4 protein-coding genes are annotated in these 5,044 nt (G+C 73.4%); all 4 read right to left on the bottom strand.

What is annotated here, in order from left to right; genetic code table 11:
* Window positions 1–153 precede the first annotated feature (153 nt).
* Window positions 154–1,005: a serine hydrolase domain-containing protein gene (locus tag FOE67_RS16215; protein ID WP_182664917.1), complete on the bottom strand. Its 852-nt coding sequence runs from the start codon at window positions 1,003–1,005 to the stop codon at window positions 154–156.
* A gap of 711 nt (window positions 1,006–1,716) precedes the next feature.
* Complete coding sequence (locus FOE67_RS16210) at window positions 1,717–2,706, bottom strand: aldo/keto reductase (RefSeq protein ID WP_182664914.1); 990 nt, start codon at window positions 2,704–2,706, stop codon at window positions 1,717–1,719.
* A gap of 353 nt (window positions 2,707–3,059) precedes the next feature.
* Window positions 3,060–4,742, bottom strand: coding sequence for a choice-of-anchor I family protein (locus FOE67_RS16205; protein ID WP_182664912.1), 1,683 nt, complete (start codon window positions 4,740–4,742; stop codon window positions 3,060–3,062).
* Window positions 4,743–4,845: 103 nt separating this feature from the next.
* On the bottom strand, window positions 4,846–5,044 hold a 199-nt coding region (locus FOE67_RS16200; RefSeq protein ID WP_228473944.1), incomplete at its 5' end, for a hypothetical protein.

The raw sequence follows: 5,044 nt of genomic DNA, 5'->3' as shown, positions 1-5,044 counted from the left end.
GGGTGGGTGGGAAGGTTCTTTCCCCCGGTCCTTTACCAAGGCCGCCGTTCCACCGCCCGGCGGTTTTCCGCCGCCCGGTGCACCGCCCACCGGGCGCTCCCGGAACTATCCCGCTCCCGACCACCCCGGCCCCCGGCCCGGGGAACACACCCGTCATTCACCGGCCAAGACGGCTCGGAACTCCGCCACGGCCAGGCGGTCCGTCCTGCTCGCGGCGCCGGACAGCCGGTGCATCACCATCCACCGCCCGTCGGACAGCGCCCCGGCGAAGACCGACGCGGTGCGGGTGGCGCCGTTGTGCCACAGCAGGCGTCCGGCCCGTTGCCAGGTGGGGGCGGGCTCACCGAGGACCCGATCGACCAACAGGCCGGTGACCAGCCGTCCCATGCCGGCGCAGCTCGCCCACAGCCCTCCGGCGGGCAGGACCGCCCCGTCCATGGTCCAGGGCCGCAGCCGACGCCCGAGCACTCCCCGGGTGCGGAGTACGCGGCCGGTGGGCGGGTTCGCGGTCATCGCGCCCGACTCCAGGCCGAGCGGGGCGAGCACGTGTTCGTGGGCGAGGTCCTCGTAACGGCCCCCGCCCGCAGCGCACAGCGCGGCACCGAGGACGGCGTAGCCGAGGTTCGAGTACTCCTCGCGCTCACCGGCCGGGGCGGTGAGAAGGGTGTCGAGCCCCGGGAGCAGGTCGCGCAGAGCCGAGTCGGTGAAGTCCCGCCACGGGTCGTTGAACGCCCACCGCAATCCCGGCGGCACGCGCGGCAGTCCGGAGGTGTGCCCGGCCAGGTGCCGCAGGGTGATTCCGGTCCCGACGGGGGCGGGCAACCACCGTTCCAGCGGGTCGTCCATCGACACGGTGCCGCGCTCCGCGAGCCGCGTCAGCAGGGTTCCGGTGACCACCTTCGTCAGCGACCCCGTCTCCACGAAGGCGTCCGGATCGTGCCCGCCGGTCGCCCGCGATCGGAACCCCGTGCCACCCACCACGCACACCGGAATCGACAGCCTCATGTCCATCCTCCCCCTCGGTTTCCCCTCGTCGCGAAATCCGCTCTCGCACCGATCGACGGGTTTCCGCCGGCCGGCGAGGCATCGACTGCGCCCACGCACGGTGCGCCAACTTACGGGGCACCCCGGGGACAGTGGTGAACGCGGTTCCCCGCACCGGTGTGTTTCCACCGGGACATACACGGAGACGGCACCGCCCGGAGGCCGCCCCGAAGCCGCACCACCGAGCCGCCCCGGCGGGCACCGCCGTCGATGGCATCGGCTTCCGTGACGGATGACCGGACGGACCCGCCGTGGGGGACCTTCCCGGAGTGGGGCCCGTCCACCGACGCCCCCCGGCACCTCGGGCCGGCCCGTGCGCCGCGGACGGCGATCACCGGTGGGCGCCTGGCCTCCGACGGCGCCCTGCCCCCGGGTCGAAGCCCGGCGACGGATTCGGGGTGTTCCCGGTGGGTGGTGACGGAGGCGTACGCGCAGTTCGTCGCCGAGGGGCACCCGGGTCCCGAAGCGGCTCCGGTACCCGGGTCCGGGCCGGGGCCGTCGCCACCCCGGATACCTCACCGCCCCCTGTCGGGGGAGGGTGGGAACCGGAGTTCGACATGCTGCCCGGCATCCCCGACCCGGCGTCCTTCCCCCGCGCCCGGTGGGCCGCCTCGGTACGGCGGGCGACCGACGCCCTGACCCGGGGCGGGGAGGAGCCCCGGGCCCCGGGGCTCACGCGTCGGGAGTGCCCCCACGCCCCGCCCGATCGAGGCGCGCCCTCGCCTCGGCGGGAAGGGTGAGCTCCCCGGCGCCCAGCACCTCGTCCAGTTGCTCGACCGAGGTGACGCCCACGATCGGGATCACCGGCGGGTCACCCCCCATCAGCCAGGAGAGCACGACCTGGTTCGGGGTCGCACCGAGTTCGGTGGCGACCTCCCGCAGTGCCGCCAGGCGGGGCTCGGTGCCCGGGTGGTCGTAGGCGGCGGAGAGCGGCTTGTCCGGCCTGGTGTAGGCGCCGGCGATCAGCGAGGAGTAGGCCATCAGGGTCAGGTCGGGTTCGCTGCGCACGTAGTCGAGCAGTTCGTCGGTCACGTGCACGTGACCGGCCTCCGGCAACTCCACGTCGACGCGCGGCCGAAGGTAGGAGTGACGCAGTTGGACACAGGTGTAGCCGGTCCATCCGTTGGCCCGGGCGACGGTGCGCGCCCGTTCGGTCCGCCAGGTGGCGTGGTTGGAACAGCCGAGCACGCCCACCGTGCCGGCCCTCACCAGTTCGTCGAGGGTCCCCAGGGTCTCCTCCAGCGGAACGGACCGGTCCTCGACGTGCGCCCAGTACACGTCGAGGCGATCGGTGCCCAGGCGCCGCAGGCTGTCCTCCACTGCGCCGCGTATCACGGGGGCCGACAGACCCTCGGCCGTCGCGAACCCCGTCCCCGGAGCCGTGGGCCGTGCCCCCACCTTGGTGGAGATCAGCACGTCGTCCCGTGAGCGTCGGCTCGCCAACCAGCGTCCGACGGTGGTCTCGCTCTCGTCCCCCGTACCCCCGGGGATCCAGAAGGCGTAGTTGTTGGCGGTGTCGATGAGGTTGCCGCCGGCCTCGACGAAGCGGTCGAGGATGGTGAAGGACGTCTTCTCATCCACGGTGGTGCCGAAGGGAAGCGCCCCCAGGGACAGCATCCCGGCGACGGGACCGGAGGGTCCCCCGATACGGCGTCGAAGCATTCGACTCTCCTGCGATGGCGCGCGACACCTGTCGTCCCGCGCGGGCCCGATGCGAACGGGCACCACAATAGGAACGGAGGGGCCCGGTGTCCCGAGCCAATCGGCCCCCGGGAAACCGGACCGATTCGGTAGCCGTCGGTGAATCGACGGAAAGCCGTCACCGCGCCGACCGCTGCCGAGCCGGCCCCGGCCTCCGTGATCGGGGGTGCACTTGTGGTTTCGTGCGGTCGACGGACACGAAACCAAGGTTTTCCCGTAGGTCTGTGTCGTCGAGAGACGATCGGGGGTCTCGACCGCCCACGGACGTGCCCGTGCCCCGGCGGGAAATCCGCCGGGGCACGGGCACGGGGGCGTCAGGAGATCTCGTACACCGTCGTGGTGCCGCTGACCTCGTGGGCGACGACCAGCAGCGGACGGCCGTTCGGGCTCTCCTCCGCCGGGATGAAGGTGAGTCCCTCCGGTCCCAGGTCGCCCGCGGTGCCGGCCTCGGCGTCGCCGGAGAAGTCCCGGCTGTTGACGTACCCGGCCGGGCGCGGGGCCCGCGGGTCGGTGAGGTCGTAGACCACCACGCCGCCGATCCGCTCCAGGCCGACGAAGGCGTACGGGGTGCCGTTCACGGTGCCGACGACCACGCCCTCGGGCTCGGGGCCCTTGTTGTCGCTGCGGCTGTCGAAGGAACCGTTCCCGCTGTTGTTGGCGTTGAAGTCCTCCGGGAACAGTTCGGCCGTCAGCCGCTCCAGGTGGTCGCCGGAGTCCCAGACCATCCGGCCCTCGGAGTCCAGCACGGAGACCGACCGGCCGCCGAAGACGTGCAGTTCGGTGACGCGCCCCTGCTCGTCTCGCGGGGACTCCACCGAGACGGTCAGCCGGCCGAGGTTGGCGTTGTTCCGCAGCTCGGCGGCGTTCGGGAAGACCTCGGGCGAGAGGGTCAGGGCGTTGACCCGGATCTCCTCGGTGTAGCAGCCCCAGTCGCGGGCGTCGCCCTCGTTGGCGATCACCAGGAACTCCTCGGGCTTGCCCGGCTTTCCGCCCTTGCCCCTGCCCGGCCCGCCGGCGGCCGGGGCGGTGAAGGCGGCGATGGAGTCCGGCTGGTACATGCCCATGACCGGCCACTCGGTGATGTTGATCGCGTTGTCGCGGTCGGAGGCGTCCAGACCGTTGCCCGGCAGGGAGTGGTCCTTGAGGCCCAGCGGCACGATGTCGGTGACCCGGGCGCTCGGCAGGTGGACGACGGCGACGGCGTTGTTCTCCTGGAGGGTGACCCACGCGGTCCTCGAGTCCTCGGAGACCGCGACGTACTCGGGCTCCAGGTCGCGGGCGGCGGAGGCGCCGGGGCCGGGGATCCGCACGCCGGCGGCGCGCAGTTCGTCCTCGCGGCCGTTCCAGGCACGGAAGTCGGCGGTGGCGACACGCACCCCGTTCAGGGTGGTGGTGCGGGTGCCGTTCGGGATGGTGATGACGCTGATCGTGCCCTCGGGGTCGGTGCCGTCGGCGCAGTAGGAGTCGGGCTCGCCCTCGTTGGCGACGACGACCCGCTTGCCGTCGGGGGTGAAGGTCAGGGCGTCGGGCAGGGCGCCGACGCGGACCTCGCGGATGGGCCGCAGGTCGGAGGCTCGGAAGAAGGCGACCGTGCCGGGGGCGGTCTTCGGGGAGGCCTCGCGGGCGACGGCGATCAGGCCGTCGTGCACGGCGACGCTGTTGGCGCCGGGGGTGTCCAACTCGCCGACCTTGCGGGGATCGGTGGGGTCGGAGAGGTCGAGGACGTCCACGGCGCCGGCGACCGCGCTGACCACGAACAGCCGCCGGGTGCCCGGGTCCCAGGCCGTGATCTCGGCGGCGGATTCGCCGTACACGCCGCTGTCGTACCGGCCGATGGGGGTCAGGTCGAGGTCGCCGCCGCCCGGGGTCTCCGGGGCGGGACGCGGGCCCGGCTTCGGGGCGGCGCCGGCGACGGAGGGGGCGAGGAGACCGGCCCCCAGGGCGAGGGTTCCGGCCAGCAGGACGGCGGTGCGGGCGCGGCGGGTACGGCGTGTCATGGCAGGGGATCGTGTCGGGCGGCGACGCCCGCCGGGTGAACGGACGGCCGGCGGAAGGTGAAGTCCCCCTCAACAGCGCCGGCGCCCCTGCCCGCCCGGGTGCTCAGGGCCCGCCGGCCGACGCACGGTCTCCCCCGTTCCCGGCGTTCCCGCTGTTGTCCGCGCCCCGTCGGCCTTCCCATCGGCGCAGCACGAGGGCGGTGACGACGCCGGAGAGAACGCCGGCGGTGAGCATCCCCGGCAGGTACCCGTATGCCTGGTCCAGGGCCAGCGCGAGGTCCCGGGGCGGGCGGGTGATCCAG

This window comes from Streptomyces calidiresistens (assembly GCF_014141525.1).
GTDB classification, from domain to species: Bacteria; Actinomycetota; Actinomycetes; order Streptomycetales; family Streptomycetaceae; genus Streptomyces; species Streptomyces calidiresistens.
Note: the sequence above shows the minus strand (reverse complement) of the source record. Positions and strands in the feature narration are given on the sequence as shown.